23 protein-coding genes are annotated in these 26,970 nt (G+C 66.3%); 17 read left to right on the top strand and 6 right to left on the bottom strand.

The window, feature by feature from the left end; translation table 11 throughout:
- Positions 1-113: 113 nt before the first annotated feature.
- From ACFFDA_RS17915 to cobA, 5 genes are all read left to right on the top strand, one after another.
- A complete protein-coding gene (locus ACFFDA_RS17915; protein WP_404482143.1) occupies positions 114-1,808 on the top strand; it encodes an ABC transporter ATP-binding protein in 1,695 nt (564 codons plus the stop codon).
- A 268-nt stretch (positions 1,809-2,076) separates the two neighbouring features.
- A complete protein-coding gene (locus ACFFDA_RS17910) occupies positions 2,077-3,321 on the top strand; it encodes an alginate export family protein (RefSeq protein ID WP_404482142.1) in 1,245 nt (414 codons plus the stop codon).
- 408 nt (positions 3,322-3,729) lie between these two features.
- Complete coding sequence (gene nirB, locus ACFFDA_RS17905) at positions 3,730-6,228, top strand: nitrite reductase large subunit NirB (protein WP_404482782.1); 2,499 nt, start codon at positions 3,730-3,732, stop codon at positions 6,226-6,228.
- Complete coding sequence (gene nirD / locus ACFFDA_RS17900) at positions 6,228-6,578, top strand: nitrite reductase small subunit NirD (RefSeq protein WP_404482781.1); 351 nt, start codon at positions 6,228-6,230, stop codon at positions 6,576-6,578. The genes nirB and nirD overlap by 1 nt, the downstream gene beginning before the upstream one ends.
- Positions 6,575-7,363, top strand: a complete 789-nt coding sequence (cobA, locus tag ACFFDA_RS17895; RefSeq protein WP_404482141.1) for a uroporphyrinogen-III C-methyltransferase — start codon at positions 6,575-6,577, stop codon at positions 7,361-7,363. Before nirD ends, cobA begins: the two co-directional genes overlap by 4 nt.
- A gap of 24 nt (positions 7,364-7,387) precedes the next feature.
- On the opposite strand, the gene ACFFDA_RS17890 is transcribed toward cobA, so the two are convergent.
- Both ACFFDA_RS17890 and ACFFDA_RS17885 read right to left on the bottom strand, forming a co-directional pair.
- Complete coding sequence (locus ACFFDA_RS17890; protein ID WP_404482140.1) at positions 7,388-8,191, bottom strand: anti-sigma factor family protein; 804 nt, start codon at positions 8,189-8,191, stop codon at positions 7,388-7,390.
- Positions 8,188-8,685 carry an RNA polymerase sigma factor gene (locus ACFFDA_RS17885; RefSeq protein WP_404482139.1) on the bottom strand — a complete coding sequence of 166 codons (498 nt, stop codon included), beginning with the start codon at positions 8,683-8,685 and terminating at the stop codon, positions 8,188-8,190. Before ACFFDA_RS17885 ends, ACFFDA_RS17890 begins: the two co-directional genes overlap by 4 nt.
- A gap of 84 nt (positions 8,686-8,769) precedes the next feature.
- Here ACFFDA_RS17885 and ACFFDA_RS17880 point away from each other — a divergent pair, with 84 nt between their 5' ends.
- The 5 genes from ACFFDA_RS17880 (at position 8,770) to ACFFDA_RS17860 (ending at position 15,454) form a co-directional block, all read left to right on the top strand.
- Positions 8,770-10,008, top strand: coding sequence for a S8 family serine peptidase (locus ACFFDA_RS17880; RefSeq protein WP_404482138.1), 1,239 nt, complete (start codon positions 8,770-8,772; stop codon positions 10,006-10,008).
- A gap of 126 nt (positions 10,009-10,134) precedes the next feature.
- Positions 10,135-10,947 (top strand): hypothetical protein, encoded by an 813-nt coding sequence (locus tag ACFFDA_RS17875; RefSeq protein WP_404482137.1) that lies wholly within the window; start codon positions 10,135-10,137, stop codon positions 10,945-10,947.
- Positions 10,948-11,299: 352 nt separating this feature from the next.
- Positions 11,300-13,117 (top strand): putative bifunctional diguanylate cyclase/phosphodiesterase, encoded by a 1,818-nt coding sequence (locus ACFFDA_RS17870; RefSeq protein ID WP_404482136.1) that lies wholly within the window; start codon positions 11,300-11,302, stop codon positions 13,115-13,117.
- Between the two features lie 97 nt (positions 13,118-13,214).
- Positions 13,215-13,718: a hypothetical protein gene (locus ACFFDA_RS17865; protein WP_404482135.1), complete on the top strand. Its 504-nt coding sequence runs from the start codon at positions 13,215-13,217 to the stop codon at positions 13,716-13,718.
- Positions 13,719-13,891: 173 nt separating this feature from the next.
- Positions 13,892-15,454 carry a sulfotransferase gene (locus tag ACFFDA_RS17860; protein WP_404482134.1) on the top strand — a complete coding sequence of 521 codons (1,563 nt, stop codon included), beginning with the start codon at positions 13,892-13,894 and terminating at the stop codon, positions 15,452-15,454.
- Positions 15,455-15,642: 188 nt separating this feature from the next.
- Here the strand turns inward: ACFFDA_RS17860 and ACFFDA_RS17855 are convergent, their stop codons facing one another.
- Positions 15,643-18,096, bottom strand: a complete 2,454-nt coding sequence (locus ACFFDA_RS17855; RefSeq protein ID WP_404482133.1) for a TonB-dependent receptor — start codon at positions 18,094-18,096, stop codon at positions 15,643-15,645.
- 197 nt (positions 18,097-18,293) lie between these two features.
- Positions 18,294-19,274 carry a sterol desaturase family protein gene (locus ACFFDA_RS17850; protein ID WP_404482132.1) on the bottom strand — a complete coding sequence of 327 codons (981 nt, stop codon included), beginning with the start codon at positions 19,272-19,274 and terminating at the stop codon, positions 18,294-18,296.
- Positions 19,275-19,310: 36 nt separating this feature from the next.
- Here ACFFDA_RS17850 and ACFFDA_RS17845 point away from each other — a divergent pair, with 36 nt between their 5' ends.
- The gene (locus ACFFDA_RS17845; RefSeq protein ID WP_404482131.1) at positions 19,311-19,562 is read left to right on the top strand and encodes a hypothetical protein; all 252 of its coding nucleotides are present in this window, start codon (positions 19,311-19,313) and stop codon (positions 19,560-19,562) included.
- A 22-nt stretch (positions 19,563-19,584) separates the two neighbouring features.
- Here the strand turns inward: ACFFDA_RS17845 and ACFFDA_RS17840 are convergent, their stop codons facing one another.
- Together ACFFDA_RS17840 and ACFFDA_RS17835 are read right to left on the bottom strand one after the other, a co-directional pair.
- Positions 19,585-20,598 (bottom strand): MBL fold metallo-hydrolase, encoded by a 1,014-nt coding sequence (locus tag ACFFDA_RS17840; RefSeq protein WP_404482130.1) that lies wholly within the window; start codon positions 20,596-20,598, stop codon positions 19,585-19,587.
- 65 nt (positions 20,599-20,663) lie between these two features.
- Positions 20,664-21,752 carry an MBL fold metallo-hydrolase gene (locus ACFFDA_RS17835; RefSeq protein WP_404482129.1) on the bottom strand — a complete coding sequence of 363 codons (1,089 nt, stop codon included), beginning with the start codon at positions 21,750-21,752 and terminating at the stop codon, positions 20,664-20,666.
- Positions 21,753-22,094: 342 nt separating this feature from the next.
- On the opposite strand from ACFFDA_RS17835, the gene ACFFDA_RS17830 reads away from it, so the two are divergent.
- From ACFFDA_RS17830 to ACFFDA_RS17805, 6 genes are all read left to right on the top strand, one after another.
- Positions 22,095-22,568 (top strand): CopG family ribbon-helix-helix protein, encoded by a 474-nt coding sequence (locus ACFFDA_RS17830; protein WP_404482780.1) that lies wholly within the window; start codon positions 22,095-22,097, stop codon positions 22,566-22,568.
- Between the two features lie 360 nt (positions 22,569-22,928).
- A complete protein-coding gene (locus tag ACFFDA_RS17825; protein ID WP_404482128.1) occupies positions 22,929-24,008 on the top strand; it encodes a putative urea ABC transporter substrate-binding protein in 1,080 nt (359 codons plus the stop codon).
- A 41-nt stretch (positions 24,009-24,049) separates the two neighbouring features.
- Positions 24,050-24,865, top strand: a complete 816-nt coding sequence (locus ACFFDA_RS17820; RefSeq protein WP_404482127.1) for an ABC transporter permease — start codon at positions 24,050-24,052, stop codon at positions 24,863-24,865.
- Complete coding sequence (locus tag ACFFDA_RS17815; protein WP_404482126.1) at positions 24,862-25,644, top strand: ATP-binding cassette domain-containing protein; 783 nt, start codon at positions 24,862-24,864, stop codon at positions 25,642-25,644. The genes ACFFDA_RS17820 and ACFFDA_RS17815 overlap by 4 nt, the downstream gene beginning before the upstream one ends.
- 13 nt (positions 25,645-25,657) lie before the next feature.
- Positions 25,658-26,134 carry a CopG family ribbon-helix-helix protein gene (locus ACFFDA_RS17810; RefSeq protein WP_404482125.1) on the top strand — a complete coding sequence of 159 codons (477 nt, stop codon included), beginning with the start codon at positions 25,658-25,660 and terminating at the stop codon, positions 26,132-26,134.
- Complete coding sequence (locus ACFFDA_RS17805) at positions 26,134-26,958, top strand: urea amidolyase associated protein UAAP1 (protein WP_404482124.1); 825 nt, start codon at positions 26,134-26,136, stop codon at positions 26,956-26,958. The genes ACFFDA_RS17810 and ACFFDA_RS17805 overlap by 1 nt, the downstream gene beginning before the upstream one ends.
- Positions 26,959-26,970 lie beyond the last annotated feature (12 nt).

The following is a 26,970-nucleotide window of genomic DNA, read 5'->3' as shown; positions in this document are numbered from 1 at the left end:
CCCCTCAAGACCCGTCACCCTGAACTCGTTTCACGGTGACGGAAGAAGCGAAGAGGGGCGTGCGGGGCCTCGCCCCCACAACCACGCGCGATCAATTCAGGGAAACCATGACCATGGCCACGATCCTTTCGCTGCAGGGCATCACCAAGAGCTACACCGGCAAGTCGGGTGAGACGACCCGCGTGCTGGGCGGCATCGACCTCGACGTGGAGGAGGGCGAGTTCGTCGCGATCCTCGGGTTCTCGGGAGCCGGCAAGACCACGCTGATCTCGGCGATCGCCGGGCTGATCGAACCCGATGCCGGCGCGATCCGCCTGCGCGGCGAGCCGATCGCGGGGCCGGGCAAGGACCGCGGGCTGGTGTTCCAGTCGTACTCGCTGTTCCCGTGGCTGACGGTGGAGAAGAACGTCGCGCTGGCGGTGGACGCGGTGCACAAGGATCGTTCCAGATCGGAGCGGGAAGCGCTGGTGCGCCAGAAGGTCGAGCTGGTAGGCTTGGGTCATGCGATGGACCGCAAGCCGTCGCAACTGTCCGGCGGCATGCGGCAGCGCGTGGCGGTGGCGCGTGCCCTGGCGATGGAGCCGGAAATCCTGCTGCTCGACGAACCGCTCTCCGCGCTTGATGCACTGACGCGTTCGAAGTTGCAGGACGAGATCGAGCGCATCCGCAAGGAGGAACGGCGCACCATCATCCTCGTCACCAACGACGTGGACGAGGCGCTGTTGCTGGCCGATCGCGTCGCGGTGCTGACGCCGGCGCCCTCGGCCCGGATCGGGCGGCTGTTCACCGTGGACGTGCCGCGCCCGCGCGATCGTGAGGCGGTCAACGACGACCCGCAATTTCAGGCGCTGCGCAAGGACATCGTCGAATACCTCGGCGAACTGAACGAGCAGGACGAAGGCGTGGGCGAAAGCAGCGTGCCGCTGCCGCAAGTCGCGCCGATCGACCTGTTTGCCGGGCGGCGCGAAATCGAGCTGCCGGCAGCCTATGTCGCGGCCGGCAAGTCGGCGGTCGAGCGGCGCTACCTGGAGTTCTTCAAGCTCCACAAGGTCTACCCCACGCCCCAGGGGCCGCTGACCGTGGTGGACGATTTCAACCTGCTGATGGACAAGGGCGAATTCGTCTCGCTCATCGGCCATTCGGGTTGTGGCAAGTCGACCGTGCTGACCATGGCGGCGGGGCTTAATGCGATCAGTTCGGGCGGGATCGTCCTCGACAACCGCGAGATCGATATCGCCGGGCCGGACAAGGCGGTGGTGTTTCAGGCGCCGAGCCTGATGCCGTGGCTGACTGCGCGGCAGAATGTGGCGCTCGGCGTGGAGCGGGTCTATCCGCACGCCAGCAAGGCCGAGCGGCGCGATATCGTCGACTATTACCTCGACCGTGTCGGGCTTTCCGGGGCGCGCGACAAGATGGCGGCGGAGATGTCGAACGGGATGCGCCAGCGCGTCGGCATCGCCCGCGCCTTCGCGCTCAGCCCCCGCCTGCTGCTGCTCGACGAGCCTTTCGGAATGCTCGACAGCCTGACGCGCTGGGACCTGCAGGACGTGCTGGTGGAAACGTGGAATCGCACCAAGGTCACCGCGATCATGGTGACGCACGACGTCGACGAGGCAATCCTGCTGGCCGACCGCGTAGTGATGATGACCAACGGGCCCAACGCCACGATTGGCAAGGTGCTCAAGGTAGACCTGCCGCGTCCGCGTGACCGCAAGGCGCTGCTCGATGATCCCCGGTTCTACCAGTACCGGCAGGAAGTGCTGCACTTCCTTGCGGAGTACGATCACGGGCCGGCCAAGGCGGCGTAAACCCGCAGTCCACCCGGGCCAGGTCCGGGACCGTGGCAAGGCTGCGCCCAACGATCAGCTGGGCGCCGCGCTGCGGTGGCCCACGACGAGTTATCACTTCAAGAGTACCCCACGGTTCCGGGTCGACTCCCGGGTCGACGATTTTGGGCGGCGGCGGGCAAGGGCGCCCGGCGCTCGATGCGCGAACGACCATCACGGCGGGCAATGGCGTCTGCTTTCGGATCAACCGGCGTCCGCACAGGGAGGGCGCCGTTCGGAGGGCAAATCCATGAAAACCAATCTTTCTCTCGCCGCCATCGCGCTGTCGCTCGCCGCCGCGCCCGCGTTTGCGGCCGCGCCCGGGGCGCCGGTCAAGATCAACGACGACCTCACCATCGACCCGATCGTCGAAGGCCGCCTGCGCTGGGAATCGGTCGACCAGCCCGACCTGGGCCGCGATGCCGATGCCGTCACCTTGCGCGTGCGGGCCGGCGCCGAGCTGAAGCTGCACAATCTTTCGCTGCTGGCCGAGGGCGAGGGCGTGCTGTCGATCGCCGATGGCTACAACGCCTTCCCCTTCGCCAACGGGGCCAGCAGCCAGTACCGGCCCGGCCGCTCGGTGGTCCCCGATCCCGAGACGATCGGCCTCAACCGTCTGCAGATCGCCTACAAGGTGAAGGGCACCGGTGTCACCATCGGCCGCCAGCGCATCAATCTGGACGACCAGCGCTGGGTGGGCTCGGTCGGATGGCGGCAGGACGAGCAGACCTTCGACGCCGTACGTGGCGAGGCGAAGATCGGGCCGGTGGCGCTCGATGCGACGTGGTCGTGGAACCAGCGCACGATCTTCGGATCGGAAGCCGGGCGGCGCCAGGCCTATGGCGGCGATTTCTTCCTCGGCGGGGCAGAGGTCAAGGCCGGGCCGCTGGCGGTCAAGGGCTTCGCCTACCTGCTGGACTACGACGATCCCCTCCAGATCGCGGCGTCGAGCAAGACGTACGGCGCCCGCGCAACCGGCGCCTTCCCGCTGGGGAAGGCCGCCAAGCTCGACCTCACCGCCTCCTACGCGCGCCAGTGGGACTGGAAGACGACCGCCCGCAACTACGCCGCCGACTACCTGACGGGCGAGGCCGGCGTGACCGTCAAGGGCCTGCGCCTTGCCGGCGGCTACGAGAAGCTGGGCGCTGACAACGGCTTTTCGCTGCAGACGCCGCTGGCCACGCTGCACAAGTTCAACGGCACCGCCGACGTGTTCCTGACCACGCCGCCTGCCGGGCTGGTGGATGCCTACGCCAGCGCCAGCTACAAGTTCGGCGACCTCGGCACGCTCAAGGGCGTCAATGCCAACGTCACCTGGCACCAGTTCGACAGCGACGCGGGCGACATCGAATATGGGCACGAGTGGGACGCGCAGATCGGCTTCAAGCTCCACCAGTTCGCGGTTCTGGCCAAGTATGCGCGGTATGACGCGGTGTCCTATCCGGCCTCGGGGGACGTGGAGAAGTTCTGGTTGCAGGTGGAATTTGCGTATTGATTGAGGGGGGACCTGGGGCCATTGCCCTCACTCCGTTACCCTCGTCGTTGTTTGCGCCGCAACGTTTGCGCGATCCTTGCTGCTTGAGGCCATCATGTCTCCCGGCTCGAAGTGGCCGCGCTAAGAAGCTGCACGCGTGACTTCGACGAGAAAGGGGTCTGGGGCGATCGCCCCAGGTCTTACCTCTTCTTGCTGCACCGCAAAAAGCCGCTTGCCGCCACCCCCCCGAATCGGTTAGACAACGAGCAGCGATAGAGCGCCCGTCCACCGCAGGACGGAACCAGCGCCTCGCATCACATGACAGAACGCGTGGCAATGCAGCCGCCCGTACCTCTCCCGTCCAGGGACAGGCACGAGGCGGTTTTTTTGCGTGCGCGTTGCGGATGGAGACGTGACGTGAATGCACCGATGAACTTCGAGGGAGCAACGCCCTCCGACCCGATCCGCGAACGGCTCGTGGTGATCGGCAACGGCATGGCGGGGTGCCGCGCGGTGGAGGAAATCCTCGCCCGCGATCCCGCCCGCTTCGACGTGACGATCTTCGGCGCCGAGCCGCGCGTGAACTACAACCGCATCATGCTCTCCCCCGTGCTGGCGGGCGAGAAGACCTTCGACGAAATCGTCATCAACACGGCCGATTGGTACGACGACAACGGCATCACCCTGGTCTCGGGCGACAAGGTCGTGGCGATCGACCGCGCCACGCAGAGCGTCATCGCCGCTTCGGGTCGGATCGAGCCTTACGACCGGCTGCTGATCGCCACCGGCTCCGATCCGTTCATCATCCCGGTGCCGGGCAAGGACCTTGAGGGTGTGGTGACGTTCCGTGATCTCGACGATGTCGACGCGATGCTCGCCGCTGCCGATCGCGGTGGCAGCGCGGTCGTCATCGGCGGCGGCCTGCTGGGGCTGGAGGCGGCGCATGGCCTGTCTTTGCGCGGCATGAAAGTCACCGTTATCCACCTCATGCCCACGCTGATGGAGCGCCAGCTCGACGAGGCGGCGGCCTACCTTCTGCGTTCCGAGCTGGAGCGGCGCGGCCAGACGATCCTCACCGGCGCGAATACGAAGGAGATACTCGGCCAGGACGGCAAGGTCGCAGGCGTCCGGTTGGAGGACGGCACCGAGATCGCGTGCGACATCGTCGTCATGGCGGTCGGCATCCGGCCCGCCACCGGCCTCGCCCGTGACGCCGGGCTGGAGGTCGAGCGCGGCGTGATGGTCGACGACCACATGGTCACGTCCGATCCCAACGTGCTGGCGGTGGGCGAATGCGTTCAGCATCGCGGACAGTGCTATGGCCTCGTGGCGCCGCTGTGGGAAATGTGCCGCGCGCTCGCCGATCACGCAACGGGTGCGCCTACCGGCTACACCGGCTCCGTCACGTCGACCAAGCTCAAGGTCTCGGGCATCGACCTGTTCTCTGCCGGCGATTTCTCGGGCGGGGAGGGTTGCGAGGACATCGTCATGCGCGATGCCGCGCGCGGCGCCTACAAGCGGGTGATCGTCAAGGACGACAAAGTCATCGGCGCGGTGCTTTACGGCGATACCGCCGACGGCAACTGGTATTTCGACCTCATGAAGAAGGGCGAGGACGTCTCGCCGATCCGCGAGGCGCTGATCTTCGGGCAGGCCTTCGCGTCCGGTGGGGCGCTGACGGACCCCAATGCCGCCGTCGCCGCGCTTTCGGACGATGCCGAGATCTGCGGGTGCAACGGCGTTTCGAAGGGCACCGTGGTCGCGACCATCCAGGGCGGCGCCTGCTCGCTCGACGCGGTGCGCTCGCAATGCAAGGCCTCGGCCTCGTGCGGGTCGTGCACCGGCCTCGTCGAAAGCCTGCTGGCGGTGACGCTGGGCAGCGAGGTTCAGTCGGGCCCCAAACACTTGTGCAAGTGCACGAGCTTCACCCACGATGACGTGCGCCGCCTGATCGTGGAGAAGGACTTGCGCCTGATCCCGCAGGTCATGCAGGAACTGCACTGGAGCACGCCCGACGGCTGTTCCTCGTGCCGTCCCGCGCTGAACTACTACCTGCTCTGCGCGCTGCCGGGCGAATACATCGACGACCAGAAGAGCCGCTTCGTCAACGAGCGGATGCACGCCAACATCCAGAAGGACGGCACGTATTCCGTCGTCCCGCGCATGTGGGGCGGGCTCACCAACCCCCGCGAACTGCGCGCGATCGCCGACGTGGTCGAGAAGTACGATGCGCCGATGGTCAAGGTGACGGGCGGCCAGCGGCTCGACATCTTCGGGATCAAGAAGGAGGACCTTCCGGCGGTCTGGGCCGATCTCAATGCGGCCGGCATGGTCTCGGGCCACGCCTACGGCAAGTCGCTGCGCACGGTGAAGACGTGCGTGGGATCGGACTGGTGCCGCTTCGGCACGCAGGATTCGACCGGGCTCGGCGTCAAGATCGAGCAGATGACCTGGGGTTCGTGGATGCCGCACAAGTTCAAGATCGCGGTGAGCGGCTGCCCGCGCAACTGCGCGGAAGCGACGATCAAGGATTTCGGCGTGGTTTGCGTGGACTCAGGGTACGAACTGCACGTCGGCGGCAACGGTGGCATCAAGGTGCGCGCCACCGACTTCCTGTGCAAGGTGGCGACCGAGGAGGAGGCGATGGACATGTGCGCCGCCTTCACCCAGCTCTACCGCGAGGAAGCGCACTATCTCGAGCGAACCGCGCCGTGGATCGAGCGCGTCGGCCTGCAATACGTCAAGGACCGGCTCGCCGAAGACGGCGCGGTGGAGCGCTATGCCGCCCGCTTCCGCTATTCGCAGCAGTTCATGCAGGACGACCCCTGGGCCAGGCGCGCCGCGGGCGAAGAAGCCAAGCTGCACCAGCACCTCGCCGAGGTGCGACCCTTCCCGACATCGCCCAAGGCACAGCTGGAGAACGCATGATGATCGGCAACTGGCTCGATATCGGCCCCGTCACGCAGATCGAGGCGGGCAGCGCGCGTACGCTTCCGGTCGTCGGCGGCCATGAGATCGCGGTGTTCCACACCTTGCGCGGCGAGTTCTTCGCGCTGCGCAACCAGTGCCCGCACAAGCAGGGCCCGCTCAGCCAGGGTATCGTCCATGGCGACGTGGTGGCCTGTCCGTTGCACAACTGGAACATCTCGCTGCGCACCGGCAAGGCGCTGGGCGACGACGAGGGCTGCGTGCCGACGATCCCGCTCAAGGTCGATGCCGGAAGGCTCTACCTGCTGCGCGCGGCGGTGGTCGACGGCGCGCAGGGCCTGGCAGCATGAACGGGGACTTTCCTCCCGGCTCGGTATGGCTGGTGGGCGCCGGGCCGGGCGACGCGGAACTGCTCACCCGCAAGGCTGAGCGACTGATCGGCGAGGCCAGCGTGGTGTTCTACGATGCGCTGGTCGGCCCTGAAATCCTGGAGATGGCCAGGCGCTCGGCGCGGCTGGTCCATGTCGGCAAGCGGTCGGGGCGGCACTCGAAGGACCAGGGGACGATCGACCGGCTGATCGTCGCGGCGGCGCTGGCGGGAGAGAAAGTAGTGCGGCTCAAGGGCGGCGACCCGGCGATCTTCGGGCGCGCCACTGAAGAACTCGACGCCTGCCGCGCGGCGGGCGTGGTGATCCGCATCTGCCCGGGCGTCACTGCCGCGAGCGCGGCGGCGGCCAGCCTCGGCGCCTCGCTGACCTTGCGGGGCCTCGCGCGCAAGCTGACGTTCGTGACCGCGCATGCGAAGGCAGGCGAGGCGCTCGACCTCGACTGGGCGCGGCTGGCGGACCCGGAGGCGACGCTGGCGGTCTACATGGGCAAGGCGGCCGCCTCGGAAGTTTCGGCCCGGCTGATCGCGGCGGGGCTGCCGGCCTCGACCCCGGTGTCGCTGGTGGAAAGCGCAAGCCTGCCGGGCGAGCGCCATTTCCACACCACTCTCGGCCTGCTCCCGCTGGCCGCCCGTACCGCGCTCGGCGATGGCCCCGCGCTGCTGCTGATCGGCGCTGCCATGGCCCGCCCGTCGCTGACGGTTCCGCTCTGTCTTGCGCAGCAACATGGGGAGGTGGCGCCGACGTAGTCAGTGACGGATGAGAAATGACGGTTACTTGCTCCAGCTTTTCATCCTGGCCGCCCGCTCCTGCGCCGCATCGAGCGGTTCGCCCGACGCCATACCTTGCGCTGCGGCCATGAGGTCGCCTTGCGCGGAGCCGGCCTGGCGATAGGCGCCGGCATCGCGCGGGCCGCTGGCGACGGTGCGTTCGAGCACCCAGTCGTGCCCGGCCTTGCAGGCGATGCCGGCCGTGGCGCCGCCGTCGAAGACGCGGCAATAGTCGCCTCCCGCGCGCTTGAAGCTGGCGAGGATGCGCAGCGGCTTGCCCTCGGTGCCGGCCGAGGCCAGTTCCATGTCCAGCCCCGTAGCAAGTGCGCCCGAGGCGACCAGCGCGCCGCCACGTTCGGTGACGGCGCCACGCCCGGCGAACTGCGTGCCCAGAATCACGCCCAGCACCAGCGAGGCGGCGATGGCGGCGCCGGTGCCCCAATTGCGAGGCTGCGGTTTCTGTGCAGCCTTGGCGGCCTTGGCCTCGGCCTGCCGTCTGGCCCGCGCGGCGGCGAAGTCGAGCACGCGCGCGGGTTCCGCCCGCGGCGGCGGCGCGGGCGCGTCAGTCATGTCGCGCTCGGTTTCGTCCGCCGCGGCGGCGGCCACCATCAGGGTGAGGCTTTCGGGAACCGGCTCGGCGGCGATGGGGTCGAAGTGTCCGCGCAGCATAGTGCGCAAGCGGCGTTCGGCCTCGATCCGTGCCGTCAGCGCCGGGTCGGCAGCGATGGCCGCGGCCACCCGCTCGGCATCCGCGCCGGACAGCTCGCCGTCGGCGAAGGCCATCAGCTCGTCGTCGGTCACGTTCATGCGGTTTCTCCCAGTTCGCGCATCAGCGCCTCGCGCCCGCGCCCCAGCCGCGAGGTCAGCGTGCCTTGCGGAACGCCGATGATCTCAGCCGCTTCCTTGTAGGAAAAGCCTTCGACCAGCACGAGTACCACGGCTTCGCGCTGCTCCTCGGGCAGGCGGGCGAGAGCGCGGTCGACATTGCCCAGCTCCACCCGGTTCTCGGCGTCGCGGTCGCCGGCCATGCCGACGTTCACGCCCTCGTCCTCGTGGGAGAACGTCTGCGAACGCCGTGTCCTGCTGCGCATTTCGTCGATCCACTGGTTACGCATGATCCTGTACACCCAAGCATCGAGCCGCGTGCCTTCCTGCCACTGCTGGCGGGACCTCAGCGCGCGCTCCACGGTTTGCTGGCACAAGTCGTCGGCATCGGCCGCATCGTGCGTCAGGCCGCGCGCGAACCGCCGCAGGCGCGGCAGCAGGGCTGTCAGCTCTTCGCAAAAGGGGTTGGTGCTCATCGAATTGTCTTGCCTGCGGATGAAACGGATGGACAGCTACGTTTCATCCCCGAAGGCTGATTTTTTCGACGACGGACCAAACCGATGAACCGACGCATGCTGACCTGCCTGGCCCTGACCGCCGCGCTACTGGCTACGCCCGCCGGTGCGCAGCTCGGCGCCGGCCTGCCGATCGACCCCATGGGCGCGGTGGGCCGGGTGGGGGAGGCGGTGCGGGACATCGCCGCGCCCGCGCTCGAACCGCTGCGCGATGGCTTGCGAGACGTGCGCGCGCTGGCGCAGGAGCGGGTGCAGCGGCTTGGCCGTTTCGTCTCCGACCATCGCGACCGCGTGGAATGGGACGAGCGCCGCCAGCCCGCCGTGCGCGGCGAGGCGCTGCTGCTCGACCCCGACCCCGCCGCACTGGAAGTGGCGCGCCGCCAGGGTTACGCGGTGATCGAGCAAGGCACGCTCGAAGGGCTGGACGTGGCCTATGCGCGGCTGGGAGTGCCTGCGGGACTGCCGCTCGCCAAGGCGGTCGAGGCCTTGCGCAAGGCCCTGCCGGGGCGCGAAATCACCGCGGACCAGCTCCATTTCCCGTCCGGCAAGGCGGGGGCGAAGGCAGGGAGCACCGCGTCTTCAACGTCGGCGCTCCCGCGCGGCGGCACCGTGGGGGTGATCGACGGCGCCATCGCCGGATCGTCGCGCCTCGTTGCTCAGCGCAACTTCGCGAGTGGAGCCAAGGCCAGCGATCATGCCAGCGCCATCGCCTCGCTGCTGGCGGGTGCCGGGACGGCGAAAATCTACGGCGCCGACGTCTACGGCACTGATCCGGCCGGCGGCAACGCGCTGGCCATCGCCAAAGCACTCGGCTGGATGCAGGGCCAGGGCGTGCCGGTGGTCTCGATCAGCCTCGTCGGTCCGTCCAACCCGCTGCTCTCGCGCGCGGTCGCGGCGGCGCGGGGGCGGGGCATGGTGATCGTCGCGGCGGTCGGCAACGACGGTGCCGCCGCGCCGCCGGCCTATCCTGCCTCCTATCCCGGCGTCGTCGCGGTGACGGGCATCGACGGCGCCGGCCGCGTGCTCATCGAGGCGGGCCGCGCCACCCATGTCGACTACGCCGCGCCGGGTGCCGACTTGTCCGCGCTGGTGCCGGGGCGAGGCCGGGTGGCTTTGCGTGGCACGTCCTATGCCGCGCCGCTCGCCGCCTCGCGCATCGCCGCAAGGCTGGCCGCGTCGGCAAATCCTGCAAAGGCGCTTGCCGCGGCCGATGCCGAGGCGATCGCGGGGTCGCGCCACACCGGGCGCGGGGTGCTCTGCAACATCTGCCGATCGGGGCTGTAAAATAAAAAACGAAAAAATCTCGCCCGCCCACGGATGAAAATCGAGAGGCCACCCGTTCCTCCTTCAGACATCCCCGAGGGAGCCACACGGACCCCGGGCCTGGATCACAAACGAAGGAGCATACCCATGAACAAGCTCACTCTCGGCACCGCCCTCACCACGTTCGGCGCCACGCTCGCCCTCTTCGCCATGCCCGGCGCGGCCAATGCCCAGTTGCTCGGCGGCGGCGGCGGCGGTCTGGGTGGTGGCCTCGGTGGCAGCCTTGGCGGTTCGCTGGGCGGCACTCTCGGCGGCGTCGGCAGTTCGATCGAAGGCACCGCCAGCGGTGCCGGCGACATCGGCGCTTCGCGCACTGGCCGCAGCGTCTCTTCGCGGGCCAGTGGCAGCGGCAAGGCCAGCAAGTCGGTGAAGACCCCGGCCGTTTCCGCACCAGACACGTCGGCGGCGAACGGCGTTGTCGAGGGCGCCCGCTCGCAGGCCGGCAATCTCGTCGGCTCGGCCCGCTCGGCCGCTGGCAACGCCCCCGGTTCGCTGGGTTCGGCGAGCGGCAGCGGCACCGGCTCGGCGACGGGTTCGCTCACCGGTTCGGGCGCCAGCGGTTCGGCCTCGGGCTCCGGCTCGGGCAGCCTCACCGGCGGTTCGGGGCTTCCGGTAGATGCGGCGGGCACGGCATCGCAAGTCGCCGGCACGGCGACCGGCACTGCCAGCGCCGTCCGCTCGGCCGCGACGGAAAAGGTGCAGGGTGTCGGCAGCAAGGTGCATGACGCCGCCGGCAGCGCTTCGGATACCTCGGCCAGCGGTTCGGGCAACGGTGCGGCGACGGCGAAGGGCGGCAAGCATAGCGCCACCGCCACGGGTTCGGGCAGCGGCTCCGCCTCGAAGAGCGGCGCCAGCGGCTCGGTAAACCTGGGCGTCAGCGGCGGCAGCGACGACCAGTAAGCCTTCCGACCTGATCCGCCGCGTTACTACACCCCCCACCGATTGCGCGGCGGGCAGCGCCCCCGGGAAGGAGCCGAGGCTCTTTTCCGGGGGCGTTCCTTTGCATGGTTCGAGCAACGGAAATCCGATGGTTTCGTTTGGCCGGTCAGTTGATCCCACGGAACCACGCACGCTGCCCCATGCTGATCGACCGCATACTTGCCCGATGTGCAGGTGCATCGCGGCTGCATCGGGTATAGGATCGTGTTCTTACAGCCGCTTCGGATCTATTTCCCGGGGGGCCGTGCCGGCGGATTATGACTTTCTTAGGTGCGGGTGACGGAAGCTGCGTCCTCCGCCTACGGGATGACTTGTGACCGAACTGCAGAACACAATCCTGGAGATGATTGCGAAAGGGGAATCGCTCTCCGACACGGTCACGCGACTTTGCCGTGAAGTCGAGCGGATCGTACCGGAGGCGATCTGCTCGGTCCTGACGATAGACCAGAAAGGGTGCCTGCGGCCGCTCGCGGCGCCGAGCTTGCCGGCAGCCTACTCCGCGGCGCTGAACGGCGTGGCGATCGGGCCGGATGTCGGTGCCTGCGGAACGGCGGCATTCCTGGGGTGCGAAGTGGTCTCGCGTGACGTGGAGACCGATCCGCGGTGGCGGGAATTCAGGGACCTGGCGCTGCCGCTTGGGTTGAGGGCTTGCTGGTCCAGTCCGATCTTCGGCGATCACGATCGTCCGATCGCGACTTTCGCGTTCTATTTCCGCAAGAAACGGGGGCCGTCCGCGATCGAGCGCGGGATCGTGCAACAATCGGTGCACTTGTGCGCGATCGCATTGGATCGCCATCGCCGGGTGCTCGAACATGAGCGCCGCGCCAGCACGGATGCCCTGACCTCGCTGCCGAACCGTGCCGCCTTCGACGAGGCCCTGGCGAAGCTGGACTGCACGTTGCCCGGGACCTGGGCCCTGTGCGTCGTCGATCTCGACAATCTCAAGGTGGTGAACGATACGTTCGGGCATCGCGCCGGCGACCTCCTGCTCAAGCAGGTCGGTACCCGCCTGACCCACGCCGCCGAGCCCGACCGGGTGTTTCGCATCGGTGGCGACGAATTCGCCGCGATCGTCACGGCTCCCGCTGCACTTGCGGATCTCGATCGGACCGTGGCAGGCTATCTCGAAGCGCTGGTGCCGACGGTGGATTGCGAAGGCAGCATCATCGGCCCACGCGCGACCATCGGCTTTGCCGTGCTGTCGCATGGAGACCGCACCGCGGAGCGGGTGCGCCAGAATGCCGACTTCGCTCTCTATCATGCGAAGGAGACGGGCAGGGGCGGCTCCGTCCGCTACTGGCCAGGCATCGGCACGCGCATGACGCGCCGGTTGACCGCCATCCGGGAAGTGGATGCGGCCTTGCGGGACGGGCGCATAGAAGCCCACTACCAGCCCATCATGAAGCTCGACACGGGCGAGGTAGTGGGGCTGGAGGCCCTGTGCCGGATGCGCCTTGGCGATAATTTCGTCTCTGCCGCCTCGTTTCACGAGGCGACCACCGATGCCGGTGTCGCCAGCGCCATCACCGAGCGGATCGTTACCCAAGTGGCCGCGGACGTCCGCGGCTGGCTGGACATGGGCATTCCGTTCCAGCACGTCGGTATCAACGTCTCCTCGGCCGATTTCCACAAGGGCACGATCTACGCCTTGCTGACCGAGAAGTTCCACGAGCAGGGCGTGGCGCTGAAGCACGTCATCCTCGAGGTCACCGAATCGGTCTACATGGACGACGACGCCGGCGTGGTTCGCAAGGCGATGGCGGCGATGCGCGCGGACGGCCTCAAGATCGCGCTCGACGATTTCGGCACCGGCTATGCCTCGCTCACCCATCTGCTCACGGTCCCGGTGGACATTATCAAGATCGACAAGTCCTTCGTCGACGGCATCGTGTCCTCGGGAGCAAGTTCCGCCATCGTCGGAGGCATCGTCAGGATCGCGGACGAACTGGGCATCAAGGTCGTGGCAGAGGGGATCGAGACGGCCAGCCAGATCGGGCAGTTGACGTCACTGGGATGCTGCCTCGGGCAGGGCTTTTTCTATTCCCGGGCGATCAGCAGCCGGGAGGCAGGGCTGATGATGCTCGATCGCGCCCAGGGGATGGTGCCCGGAGCGGTCTTCGCCAAGCGTTGATGCGGGAAGGGCGGCAGGGAAGTCGGGCCCGTCCCGATAATTACCTTGGGGTATTGTGGCGATGCTCCGGGCGGGGGCTTGGTGTATGCCACCTGCCATGCGCACACACCTTGCAATCGCGACCGGCCTCGCCCTGCTGGCCGCGCCGGTCCTGGCCCAGGCGGGCCGTACCCCGGCCGGACTCTCGCCCGCGGACAAGGCGGCCGCCTTTCGCGCGGCCGGGTTCAAGCTACAGCGTGGGCAATGGCAGGCCTGCGGCGATCCGGGGACCGCAAGCTACACGCCCGGCGCGGTCGAGACGGTGAAGGACATCAACGGCGACGGCCGGCCCGAGGCTGTCCTCACCGAAGGCAGCGTCTATTGCTTCGGCAATACCGGCACCGGTTACAAGATCGTCACCAAGCAGGCGGACGGCACCTGGAAGCTGGTGACACAGAACGCAGGGATCGCCAGCTTCCTGGCGACCAGGGGTGTCGGCGGCTGGATGGACATCGAGGTAGGGGGCCCCGGCTTCTGCTTTCCCATCGAACGTTGGAACGGCCGCGAATATACGCTGAACCGGCACCAATACGAAGGCAAACCCTGCCGCCCGCAGAGGTGACGCGGCCTCGGCGGGCGGCGTCGCGACCATGGGTGCGTGACAGGGCGGCGATTGTCAGGAACGCCAGGGGCAGTTAGGCTGGGCTTGCTGCACGCGGGCAGGCTCCTGGGATCGATGGCCATTGGACATGAAATGCTGAGCGCGGCGAAGTGCATCGCCAGCGAAGGTGCGGCGTGACGCTGGAGGCGCAGGCTAGGGCCGCGCTCAAACGGGGGGACCTGTCGGCCGCCGCTGCCGCCGCCCGGACGCTCGCCCTAGACAGTCCGGAACGATCGGCGGGCTTTTTCCTGCTCGGCATGGCGGCGGCCGAGGCGGGGCAGGTAGCCAAGGCGGTCCCGCTGATAGAAGCGGCGGTGGAGCGGGGGCCGCAGGCGGAGCATCTGGCCCAGCTCGCCCGGTTGCTGATCCTCCTGCGCCGCGATGGCGAAGCCGCCGAGGCCGCGCGCGAGGCCCTGGCGCTTTCGCCCACCGACGCACTGACGCTCGACACCATCGGTTGCGTGCTGGCCCGGCTCGGCGACCACGAGGCGTCGGTGGTGCCGTTCGCGGCGGCGGTGGCGATCGAGCCCGGCAATCCGGACTTTCGCTACAATCTGGCTGCGGCCAGCGGTTTTACCGGACGGGTGGACGAAGCGCGCGCGCATTACGAGGCGATCCTGGCGCGCGATCCCGGCAATGCTCGGGTGCATTACGCGCTTGCCATCCTGTCCCGGCAAACCGCGCAGTCGAACCATGTTCCACGACTGCAAGCGGCGCTCGCGAACGCGGGGAAGCCGGAGGAAGCGCTGCGCATCCGCTACGCCCTGGCAAAGGAACTGGAGGACATCGGCAGCGCGGACGACGCCTTCCACCACCTTTCCGTCGCCAACGATGCGCACAAGCGCGCGATCCGCTACGATTTCGCGCAGGATGCCGCGATATTCGACGCGATCGAAACGCTCTTCGCGGCGGATGAGGGCGAGGCGGCGGCGGGGCTCACCGCCGAGGCACCCATTTTCGTGGTCGGCATGCCGCGCACGGGCACCACCCTGGTCGATCGTATCCTGTCCTCGCACCGCGATGTCGAGGCGGCGGGAGAGCTTCAGGCCATGCCGCTGGCCGTCAAGCAGCTCTCGGGCACGCCATCGCGCACGGTCATCGATCCGGCGACGATCGCGGCCAGCGCCGGGATCGAGCCTGCCGCCATCGGCGAGGCCTATCTGGCGCGCGCGGGCCATCACCGGCGAAGCGGCAAGACGCGCTTCACCGACAAGCTGCCCGCCAACTTCCTGTATATCGGCCATATCGCGCGCGCCTTGCCAGATGCCCGTATCGTCTGCCTGCGCCGCAATCCGATGGATACGGTCTGGAGCAACTACAAGAACCTCTTCGCCAGCCAGTCCGCCTACTATGCCTATTCCTACGACCTGATGGACACGGCCCGCTACTATGCGCGCTTCGATCGGCTGATGGCGCTTTGGGAAAGCCGGTGGCCGGGCCGAGTGCTGCAAGTGTCCTATGAAGCGCTGGTCGCCGACCAGGAAGCGCAGACGCGACGACTGCTCGCACACTGTGGTCTTGCCTGGGACGAGGCCTGCCTGTCGTTCCACGAGAACCGCGCGGCCGTGGCGACGCCCAGCGCGGCGCAAGTGCGCCGGCCGATCAATGCCGATGGCATCGGGAAATGGCGGTCGCATGAAGTCGCTTTGGAGCCCGTGCGCGCATGGTTGCAAGGGCAGGGGGTGGCGGTCGAATAAGGGGGCAGGTGCCTGTCTGTCCCTCGAGGGAGGCGACCAGCCGACGACAGCGCCCTACCGTTTTTATGTCTTCGCGGGAATGACCAAGAGAGTGTCCATCAAACGCAATCGTGGTCCTTCGCGGCCGTAAAAGGGCATCGAGGCGCTTTGCGTTTACCGGAAAGCGCCTCGATCCTTTCAGGGACGGATCAGAATTTCACGCGTCCCTCGACGCCGACGGTGCGCGGGGTCAGGACGCTCTGCCGGTAGTACCGCACGGCGACGCCGTCGTTGACGCCGATGCGCGAGCGATCCTGGCCGACCGAGACGACGGCATACTTGTCGAAGATGTTGTTCGCGAAAAGACTGATGGTGTATTTGTCGGTCTCGTAGGCCAGCGTGGCCCGGTGCAGCACGTAGCCCGGGATCTTGTCGCCGTAGCCGCGATCCCAGCCGAGCCGCGAGACGATGCTCCCGCGATAGGTGGCGGTCCAGTTGGCGATGAAGGTGCCGTCCATCACCGGCATCGTGTAGGTCGCGCCCAGGCTGCCCGAATTCTTGGCCGAGCCCGGCAGTCGATCGCCGTCAAGCGCGTCGAGTTGCGTGAACTTGGGTCGCACGTCGTAATCGTTAAGTCTCGTGCGGACGGTGATGATGCCCGCGACATCTTCGGTCAGCTTGGCATCTGTGTAGGAATACGTCCCCTGGATCGACAGTTCGGGGATCGGCTTGAGCTGGAACGAGGTTTCGAAGCCCTGCGACTTGGCCGCGCCGCCGTTGACGGTAATTCCGGTCACGCCGTAGAACGTCGCGGAATCGACCTGGATGCCCTGCCATTTGACGTGGAAGACATCGAAGTTGAACGTCAGCTTGCGGTCGAACAACTGCGCGCGCACGCCGATCTCGGCATTCTTCGTGGTATCCGGTCCGTACTGTATCTCGTTCGGCAAGGCGCAGGCGTTCTGCTGGTCGGCCGGCACCGGATCGGGGCAAGGGGCGACGCGGTTCGGGCCGCCGATGCGATAGCCCTTGCTGTAGGTGGCGTAGAGCATGAGGTCGGGCGTGAAGTTGTAGGAGGTGTTGAACTTCCACACCCAGCCGTCCTTCTTCGCCTTGCCGCCCGCAGGCGCGACGTCATAGGGGCTCAGCGGATTCTCGATGACGTCCGTGGTTTCCGGATCGTCGCCGCCCAGTGGCAGCGTCAGCGCGCCCTGTATGCTGGAGGAGTACTTGAAGTAGCGGGCGCCTGCGGTGACCTGCCACTCCGGCGTGACGCGGAACGTGCCTTCGCCGAAGATCGCCTTCTCGGTGATCTTGGACTTGGTGTAGCTGACGTATTCGAGATCGTCCGGGTTGTTCAGCGGATTGCCGTACCAGTCAGTGCCATAGAAGGCGGACAGGCCAGGCGTGTGCTCGGCATAGTCGTTGTGGTACTTCTGCTGGTTGTAGAAGCCGCCGAGGACCCAGCTGAACGGGCCGCCGTGGCGCGAGACCAGTCGCACTTCCTGGTTGAACTGCTTGCGGCGGTTGTCGCTCTCGTTCCAGCTCGAGAAGGCCGGGAACGCTTCGTAGTCGTAGTCGAGGTCGAGCAGGAGGTCGGTATTGTCGCTGCGCGAGCGTGCCCGCACGTTGGTGTAGGCGCTCGTCGACACGAGATCGGCGATGTCCGCGAGGTTGGCATTGATTTCCACGCTGGCGAGATGGGCGCGGCGGTTCATCGGCTCGGTGTAGCGGCTGGCGTTCTCGTACTTGCCCGTCCCCATCACGCCGGCGCTGTTGGACTGGGCGCCTTCGCTCTTGGTTCGCTGGAACGCATACGTGAAGATCACCTTGAGGTCTTCGGTGGTCTGGACCAGCAACTGGTTGCGCGTCGTAAAGGTCTTCTCGAAGTTGAGATCCTCGCGCTTCTTCAGGTTGGCGTTGTAGTCCGCCCCGGATACGCCGTCGGTGCCGCCGGGCTGGGGGAGCGACACCCCCGGCTCCTGGATCAGCAGCGGATAGTCGATGAAGCCTGGGTCGTAGTAGTAGCCGGTGGCCGAGCGGAAGGCGATATGATCCTTCACGATCGGAACGTTTATCATCCCGTCGACCTGATAGCCCAGATCGACGCTGTGGCTCTTGGTATAGAGGCGGCCATGCGCCTCGCCTTCCCAGGCGTCCGTGGTCGGGCGGTTCGGAATGTAGCGGATCGCGCCTGCCAGCGTGCCGAGGCCATAGAGCGTGCCTTGTGGGCCGAGCAGCGTTTCGACGCGCCCGATGTCCAGGAGCTTGAAGTCGTAATAGAGCGGGACTTCGCCCAGATAGACGCCCAGCGCGTCGTCATAGCTGGCACCGTCGGTAGCCGTGTCGGACGCGTTGAGGCCGCGCAGGACGATCGTTCCGGTGGACCTGGGCCCCGTGTCCGACATCGTCATGCCGGGCGTGAAGTCGGCGAGGTCGCGGACGTCGTCGATCCGCTGGCGCTGCAGTTCCTCGGCGCCGATCGCGGCGATGTTGATCGGTGCATCCATGATCGTCGTGGTGCGGCGCGTGCCGGTCACGATGATGGCGTTGCCCTCTTCCGAGATGCCGGATTCCTGTGCCATGGCCGGCATCGCAAATGCGGCGCTCGTGAACATGGTGGCAGACAGAAGCCCGGTTTTCAGTTTCCCTCGATATGACATAAGCTTCCCCGTTATTGTTGATATTCCCGCGCCTTGGGCTGCTCCTGCCAGCATCCCATGGGCGGTGTTGTTGGCGACTTGATCGACGCGCCGGCCATCGCTGACGGATGGTTTGCAGACGCATTTGCTGGTCTCGATGCTTTCAGAAATGCGTCGAGGTCTTCGCTTCGGAGCTGGTTCGGGCTGTCCGTTTCAGCTCAGTGGGCCGTGGAAGCGGATTCGCTGCGTTTCGCCCTGACCTGGGCGATCAGGGGCTGGAAGGGGAATATGAACTGCTCCCAGATCGACAGTCGCTTGCGGTCGTCCTGTCCCACGAGCGCGGCTTCGCCTTCGCGATAGGTGCCGAAGATGCGATCGATGAGGATCAGCGAATTGCCGTAGTTGCAGCGCGTGGCTTCGTAGTCGGTCGAATGATGAAGGCTGTGGTTCCGGATCGTGGTGAAGAAGAACGAATAGAACCTGGGCGGGTCGGAGCGCACGTTGGCATGCGCGAACGTGGACACCACACCCAGGACGTTGAACGCACAGAACTTGGCGGTCAGCGACAGGTCGAACAGGGCCAGCACGCTCAGGCTGATGAGGAACAGTTCGATCGGATTGCCCACCGCGCCTTTCGCGGCATTCAACTGGGTGATGTGGTGATGCGGGGCGTGGGTCAGCCAGAAGGGGGTCGAGTTGTGCATCAGTCGATGCATCCAGTACTGGCCGAACTCGATCACGAAGATGGCCAGCGCGACCTGGACGAGGAAAGGCAGGTGCATGGCCCATTCGGTGGTGATGCCGAGCGATTTCTTGACAGCGTCCAGCGGGTCCTCCGCCAGCGTGGTCGACACCCAGGAAATCACCGTGGATCCGAGGACCACGTAGAACAGGTCGGTGGCAAATTCGCGCCAGTTCATGCGCCAGCCGGAATGCCGTTCGTGAACGAACTCGAGCCCCAGCACGATCCCGGTGGTAAGCGAGGACGCCACGATTATGGACCATGAACTGGTGGTCCACGACTGCGGGCCATAGGCCCAGAATACGAAGACGATGGCAACGAAGGCCGGCGGCAGCAGGTTGAACAGCTTGTCCTTCAAGGTGAGGCTGCCTCGGCCTTCCGCACCCTGGGCAGGGCCGGCGGCGACCGATCGCTCATCGCTCGAGAGAACCGCATTGGAAGCCGGCAGTCGTTCCATAAGAAAATCCCCCACCTGAGCCGGAAACCCGGCTCAATGTTTCAGATCCTCTTCCCTGATTACATCGCTCTGCCCGGCGACTTCATACACGGTATGGATATTACCTTTCTCGTCAAGAGTATTATTTTCGAGCGACCCATTTTGGTCGGGAAAGCCGTGGAACGCCGGAAGACCGCCATTTCGCATGCCCGCGATGCGATCGCGGCGCGCGCGTCATCCGGCGATGTCGCCGCACGGGTGTTCCGTTGCGCAATCATGGAGGTTGCGTCGCTGCCGATTCGGAGTTGACGGTCGCAATCGTACCAGCGCTTCAGGTGTAGCGATAAGGGTTCTTGTCGATCGTCGTGGTTCCTCGCGTCTGGTTGCACAGGAAGACGGTGCCGGTGAAATAGATGCCGGGCTCGGTGATCTTCTGCGCGTGGGCGAAGGCTTCGCGCAATTGCTGCACGGTCATCTCCACGGGAGCCTCGTCGGGCTGGTAGGTCATGCCATAGGCATAGTCCTCGCCGTCCTTGCTGATCTCCACGTGGCAGCCCATCACATGCGAGACCGGGTGCGTGTCGCAGAACGCGATCAGGCGCTTCATGCTGTCGAACCAGGGTTGCCAGAAACTGATGTAGCAGCGGCCCCGGTAGAACATGTCGCCGGTATAGAGGATCTGGGTGTAGCTGTCATAATAGGCGAATTCCGAGACGACGTGGCCAGGTGATCCCCAGATCAGGATGTCGCGGCCGCCAAGGTCGAGCGTCACCCGTTCCTCCGGGAAGTTGGTCATGCCCCAGAAGCCGACCATCTCCTCGTGGGTGAGGCCCATGTAGCGGGTGTTGGGACGATCGGCGAACTGGTTGGTCGCCGCGTAGTGGTCCGCATGGAGATGGCTGAACGCGACCAGCAGTTCGAGGCTCGCGGGATCGCGGCCGTTGCGCTTGCACCAGTCCTCGATGCACTGGTCCACGACGCCGCGCAGGTCCCAGTCGTTGCGCAGTTGCACGAAGCCTTCGTCCAGCAGCAACACACGATCGTTGCCGAAATACAGGGGGGCGAACGGCGCCTCGTAGCTGTAGGCCTTGTTCTGGCGCAGGATCGCCGTATGCGCATTGTACCAGTGGACCTGCACCGGCGGATCGGTGTTGTCCATGCAGGAAGGCGAACCGCAGATCCACCGCTTGGGGAAGGTGCCCGCCGCGGGAACGTTGGCCTTGAAGTCGATCGGAGCGGGGCGGACAGCGGCGGAGGCCGCTTCGGAAAGGCTGGAAAGCGCGACCCCGGTCAGCGGGATGGCGGCCACGGCGGCGTTGTAGCTCAGGAAGGCGCGACGATCCAATTTGGATCTCCTTATCGTCAGGAGGGCATCGTCAGAGAAAGGGCGGGGTCATCAGAAGCGCGGGGTCAGAACGGGCGGGGTGGGTCGATGTTGGGCACGCCTTCGGGCCAGACTCGGGTGCGCTGGTCTGGACTCACCCCGTTGAACAGTGCGAAGTCGGGCCGAATGAGCATCATGTCCTTGCCTTGTACTTCGCGGGCATACTGTATCGCCTCGTCGATCAGGGCAGGAGTCATCTCCAAAACGCGCTCATAGGGTTTGTACGTGGCGAAGCGCGGATAGTACTTGCCCGGCACGAACATCATCTCGACATGGCCGCCGAGAATCCACTTCACCGGGCGGCTGGCGGCGAAGCCCTTCAGCCGCTTCAGCGAGACGACGAAATCGCGGTCGTTGCTGATGTTGATCTTGCCCGGGAACAGGAGGTCCCCGGTGAACAGGAAATCGCAGTAAGGATCGTAGAAGCTCACGCCGTCCCGGTGGGTGCCCGGCGTCGGGATCACCTCGACCACGCGGTCGCCCAGGTCGATCCTGCCGGTGCCGGAGGGCCAGGTGCCCTGCAGGCCGTAGAAGCGCTTCATCACTTCCAGCGGCTTGGGGACGATGGTGGTGTCCGCCCGCCCGGCGAACTGCGCCAGGCCCTGGTTCTGCGCGACGTCCTCGCCCGAAGTGAGGGCGATGGTCAGCGGCACTTTCGTGCGCCCTCGCGCCTGGGCCCAGCGGGTGACGATCGCGTCGACCGTCTCGCGCAAGGGGTATTGCTGCGCCGATGCGGTCGCGCCGGTGTCGATCAGCAGGGCGCCCTTGTTGCCGAACAGGAGATAGGTGAACGGCGCTTCCCAGTGCACGCACACGTTCTGGCGCAGGACGAACGTGTCCTCGTTGTACTGCACCACCTGCACCCGCGGATCGCGGTTCTTGGCCGGCACGTTGGAGCCATACGTCCAGCGGAATCCGAGGTTGCCTGGAGCCGGGCCGTCGCAGGCATAGTCGTGGACCACCGGGCCCTTGCGATGCAGCGGCACGGCACTGTCGGTATTGCGAACGCCCGGGGGATTGTAGCCCAGTTCGGGATTTCCGTTGGGATAGGCGCGTCCGGTCGCAGATTGCGGATTGCCGGACAATACGGGATTGTAGATCGAACCCTGCGGCACAGAATTCCCCAAATCAACGTCGAGCGGCAGAATCCGCGTCGATGTCCCGGGATGATATCGATATTACGGATTGCTGCAATGTTAATATTTGCACATAAGTGAAAGGCGCTGGACGGGCAGTGGTGCCGAAGCGGAGCCGCGCCGAACACCGGCTGTCATCATTGCCGCACATGCTATAGGGGAGGTATCTTAACGCCCGTACACCGAACCCGACCCGGCATTGCCGCGATGCGCTCGCTTCCCGTCGTTGCAGGGGCCACAGAGATGTTTAGCACTTAATATCTTGCACTTGAGGATAGTCGCAGCTTGAGCACCGATCCCGCCAGTCTCGCCCGGCTCAGCATGAGCCTTCCCGCGGACCTGTTCCGCCAGCTGGACATGATGGTCGAGGAGCGTGGCCTGCCGTCCCGCTCGCAACTCATCGCCGAACTGATCCGCCACGCGCTGGCGGAGCACGAGGCCCTGACGCGTCCCGAAGAGATGCTCGCCGGTACGATCACGCTCGTCTACCGTGGCGACCGGGGCCGGGTGCGCCAGCAACTCGCCCAGAGCCAGGCGGACTATCTGAAGGAAGTCATCTCCTCGCAGCACGTTTTCCTCGAGGACGACCAGTCGCTCGAAGTGCTGCTGGTGCAGGGGCCGGCGGCGCGGCTGAAGGAACTGTGCGATGCCCTGCGCGGGATTCGAGGCGTACACCAGTTGCAGCTCGTCACCACGACCGCGCTGCTGCCGCCGCTCCACGAACAGGACGGGGTCGGAAGCCACGACGCCGTGCGTCCGCGCAAGCACCAGGCGGGCAGCGAAGTTGCCGCCTGACGGTGGCGGGGAGTCGTGTGGGGGCCTTGCACCCCATGCGTCGCCCTGCACTCGGTCCAGGGTCGATTTCGGCCCGAGCCGGTGATCCGATGCAGCAATCCGACGGCGCCGATGATGACCCAGGCGCTTGTCATGCCGGCCCGATGGCCCCTGAAACGGGTCAGGATAACGCGCTTGGGGGGATGAGGGAACGGGGTGGATCGGGCGTCTGCCGGTTCGCGGGGCGAAACTTGCGCATCGCCTCTCCACGGGCACAGGTCTCGCAAATCAATAGTATTACAGATTCTATCTCTCGTAATATTTTCCGATGGACAACCCTCGCAAACGCGGCGATGCTGCAATGCGAAAGGGGACCGAGTCATGATCGTATCCATCCGTAAGGCAGCCGGCGCCGCAATGCTGGCCGGAGCGCTGCTCACTGCCGCCTGCTCCCAGGCACCGAGCGAGGCGCCCAAGCGCACTGAATTTAATATCGGATGGTCGATCTACGCAGGCTGGATGCCCTGGCCTTACGCGCAGCAGGCCGGCATCGTGAAGAAGTGGGCCGACAAGTACGGCCTCAAGATCAACATCGTCCAGGTCAACGACTACGTCGAATCGGTGAACCAGTACACCGCCGGCAAACTCGATGGCGTGACCGTCGCCAACATGGACGCGCTGACGATCCCCGCCGCCGGCGGCAAGGACACCAGCGCGATCATCGTCGGCGATTATTCGAACGGCAACGACGGCATCATGCTCAAGGGCGGTGGCGACTTGCGGTCGATCAAGGGCAAGAAGGTCAACCTCGTCGAGCTGTCGGTCTCCCACTACCTGCTGGCGCGCGGCCTCAGTTCGGTCGGCTTGTCGCCGCAGGACGTCGGGACCGTGAACACCGCCGATGCCGACATCGTCGGCGCCTTCGCCAGCCCCGACGTCACCGCCGCCGTGGCCTGGAACCCGCAGCTTTCGGTCATGAAGGCGCAGCCGGGCGCCAAGGAAGTGTTCAGCTCCGCCGACATTCCGGGGGAAATCCTCGACCTGCTGGCGGTCGACACCGCCACGCTCAAGGCCAACCCGAACCTGGGCAAGGCGCTCGCGGGGATCTGGTACGAGACGACGGCGCTGATGATCCGCAAGGATGCCCAGGGCAAGGCGGCGCGCGCGGCTATGGCCAAGCTGGCGGGTTCGACGCCCGAGGCGTTCGACGGTCAGCTCACCACCACCTATCTCTATGCCGATCCCAAGGCGGCCGTCGCAGCCACCTCCGCCCCCGCGCTGGTGACGACGATGACGCGCGTGCGCGACTTCAGCTTCTCCAAGGGCCTGTTCAAGGGCGCCTCGTCCGCTGACGCGGTGGGCATGTCCTTCCCGGGCGGCAAGACGCTCGGCGATCCTGCCCACGTAACGCTGCGCTTCGACGATAGCTTCATGAAGATGGCGGCCGACGGCAAGCTCTGATCGCTTCGAACAATACCGCTTCATCAAGGTGAAATGACGACATGCGTTGGGTGAATCGTCAAGTCCGGCGAAGCGACCGCCTGCTACTCGGCTCGGTGCCGTTCGTGCTGCTGGCCGTGGTCTATCTCGTCATGGCCGCCAGCCGGCATGCGGCCAATCCCTTCGACAAGATCCTGCCGCTCCCGGATGCCATGGCGCAGAGCATGTCCGCGCTGCTGTTCCAGCCGGACCAGCTCACCGGCCAACTGGTCTTCTGGGCGGATACGTTGGCAAGCCTCCAGCGCCTGGGGATCGGCCTCGGAATATCGACGCTGATGGCGCTTGCGGTGGGTCTCGCACTCGGCGTGCTGCCGCCGGTCCGAGCGACGCTGGGGCCGTTGGTGACGGGCATCGCCGTCGTCCCGCCGATCGCGCTGCTGCCTATCCTGTTCATTGCCCTTGGCCTTGGCGAAACCTCAAAGATCGCGCTGATCGTGGTGGGCATCGCACCGGTCATGATCCGCGACATCGTGGCGCACGTCGCCGCCTTGCCGCGCGAACAGATCATCAAGGCGCAGACGCTGGGCGCCAGTAGCTGGCAAGTGATGATCCGCGTGGCGCTGCCCCAGGCCATGCCGCGTCTCCTGCACGCGATGCGCCTGTCGCTGGGCCCTGCCTGGGTCTTCCTGATCTCGGCCGAAGCGATCGCGTCCGACGTCGGTCTCGGATATCGCATCTTCCTCGTCCGCCGCTACCTCGCGATGGACGTGATCCTGCCTTACGTCGCGTGGATCGCCATACTGGCGATCGTCATGGACGTGACGCTGACCTTCCTAAGCCGCAAGCTGTTCCCTTGGGCACATGGAGAGAGCCATTGAGCACGATCCTCAGCCTTCGTGACGTCTGGGTCGAATATGGCGACCGCATCGTCATCGAGAAACTCGACCTCGACATCGAAGCGCGGTCCTTCGTCTCGGTCATCGGGCCTTCGGGTGCTGGCAAGAGCAGTTTCCTGCGCCTCATCCTGGGTCAGGAGGCACCGACGCGCGGGACCATCCTGCTCGACGGCACGCCGCTGACGCCGGAATGCGGCCCCGACCGGGGCGTGGTGTTCCAGCGCTATTCGGTGTTCCCGCATCTCACGGCGCTGCGCAACACGATCCTGGGCATGGAATGCGCACAGGCGCCGCTCACCGCCCGCCTGTTTGGCGCCGCCCGCCGTGCGGCGCAGGAGGAGGCGGTGGCGATGCTGACCGCGGTGGGCCTGGGCGACAGTCTCCACCTCTACCCTGCGCAGATGTCGGGCGGGATGCAGCAGCGACTGGCGATCGCGCAGGCGCTGGTGAAGCGCCCGCGCATCCTCCTGCTCGACGAGCCTTTCGGCGCGCTCGATCCCGGCATCCGGGCCGACATGCACGCGCTCATCCGCAGCCTGTGGCGCGACTATGCGCTGACGATCATCATGGTGACGCACGACATCCGGGAAGCCTTCACTTTGGGAACCCGCGTACTCGCGCTCGACAAGCGCCGCCACGATCCGCACGCGCCGCACCGTTTCGGCGCCACCGCGATCTACGATCTGCCCCTTCGCGACCGGGTCGAACCCGTTCCCGGCATCTCCGACAGTATTACCATTGACGAGATGCGTAATAATTGAAAAGAGGGTTCCCATGAGCTCCGAATCCGCAAGCCTCGCCAGGCTCAGCATGAGCCTCCCGGCGGACCTTTTCCGACAGCTCGACACGATGGTGGCCGAACGCGGACTGCCGTCCCGCTCGCAGCTCATCGCCGAACTGATCCGTCATGCCCTGGCGGAGCATGAATCGCTGACCCGCCCGGACGAGATGCTCGCCGGCACCATCACCCTGGTCTACCGCAGCGAACGTGGCCGCGTGCGCCACCTGCTGTCGCAGACCCAGGCCCATTACCTCAAGGAAGTGATCTCCTCGCAGCATGTCGTGCTGGAGGACGACCAGTCCCTCGAAGTCCTGCTCGTCCAGGGGCCCGCCGTGAGGCTGAAGGAACTGTGCGACGCCATTCGGCGGGTCCGCGGGGTGCAGCAACTCGAACTGGTCACGACGACCTCGCTGCTGCCGCCCCTCTACGAGCCCGAATCCGGCCACTCCAATCCGATCGGAGGCATCTGATGACCGACACTCTGGCGAACCCTCTCGCCGCCCGCGATCACGCGCGCGCCATGGAAGGGACCGTGACCGAGAGCATGCCCGTGCTACCCCCGGTGGCGGACGACCTGCCGGCCGACGTGGCGGCGCACGACCTGCTGTGGGAAGAGACCATCGCGGCGGGAGGCTATGCCACTCGGCGGCTTTCCCGAGGCGCCCGCCTGCGCCTGATCGACCTCAGGGGCGATGCCTGCGCCTCGTTGCTCGTGTTCAACGCGGAAATGCCGGCCGAGCGGCTGAATGTCGCGGATACGGTGAAGATCCAGTGGAACGCCTATCTCGGCGCCGGCAAGCTGCTGCTGTCCGACATGGGCCGGGTGCTGCTCAGCATCCTGGACGACGATGCGGGTACCCACGACACGTTCTGCGGCACGTCCAGCGCCGCGACCAATGCCGCCAGATACGGCGAGGGCAGCAACAGCGGACCGTATCCCAGCGGGCGCGATCGCTTCCTCCTGGGCACCGCCAAGCACGGACTTGCGCGCCGTGACGTGCACCCGTGCGTGACGCTGTTCAAGGGCACGCACATCGAGGCGGATGGTACGATCACGCCGCAGATCGGCCCCTTCGCGCCGGGTCGCAGCGTGCTGCTGCGCGCAGAAATGGACGTGATCGTCGTCATCGCCAATTGCCCACACGTTCTCGACCCCCGCGCCGAATGGACGGTGACGCCGCTGCGCGCGACCGCCTGGCGGGGCCCGGTCACGGGTGAGGACGACCCCGTCCGCACCGCCACGCCGGAGGGCCTGCGCGCCTTCCAGAACGTCGAAGACTATTTCCGTCGCTGAACAAGGACAGGC

This window comes from Novosphingobium sp. BL-52-GroH (assembly GCF_044813085.1).
Taxonomy (GTDB): Bacteria; Pseudomonadota; Alphaproteobacteria; order Sphingomonadales; family Sphingomonadaceae; genus Novosphingobium.
The sequence above is the reverse complement of the archived record's forward strand: the minus strand, read 5'-3'. Positions and strand labels throughout refer to the sequence as shown.